This is a genomic window from Arthrobacter humicola, from assembly GCF_022803015.1.
GTDB classification, from domain to species: Bacteria; Actinomycetota; Actinomycetes; order Actinomycetales; family Micrococcaceae; genus Arthrobacter; species Arthrobacter humicola_A.
Genome location: NZ_JAFKON010000040.1, coordinates 1 through 464, shown reverse-complemented (window position 1 = coordinate 464; position 464 = coordinate 1). Strand labels below are relative to the sequence as shown.

1 protein-coding gene is annotated in these 464 nt (G+C 67.5%); it reads right to left on the bottom strand.

The annotated features are described in order from the left end of the window. The coding region (locus ARTB_RS21355; protein WP_439954161.1) for an ATP-binding cassette domain-containing protein at positions 1–406 on the bottom strand (406 nt) is incomplete at its 3' end. Positions 407–464: the final 58 nt, after the last annotated feature.

Below are 464 nucleotides of genomic sequence, written 5' to 3'. Positions count from 1 at the left end.
CGTCCGCCTGGCGGGACCGCTCGGCACGCGCGAACACCCAGTCGTTGTAGCCACCCTCGTAGGCCTCGACGCCACCGCCGACCACTTCCCACGTGCGATTGGCGACGGTGTCGAGGAACCAGCGATCGTGGGTGACGACCACCAGCGCACTGCGACGGCTGACCAAATGTGCAGCCAACCACTGCACACCCTCGACGTCGAGGTGGTTGGTCGGCTCGTCGAGGACCAGCAGGTCGAGATCCTGAACCAGGGCCGCTGCCAACGCCACTCGTCGACGCTCGCCGCCCGAGAGGTTGTCGATCGGCGCGTCGAGTCCCGAACTTCCCGCAGGCCCGAGATCGGCAATACCGATGCCCGTCAGGATGTTTCGCACCCGAGAGTCACCCGCCCACTCGTGCTCGGCCATTCCGAGTGGGTCGAGGACAACCTGGCCGACGGTCGAACCGGGAGGCAACACGCCGCGC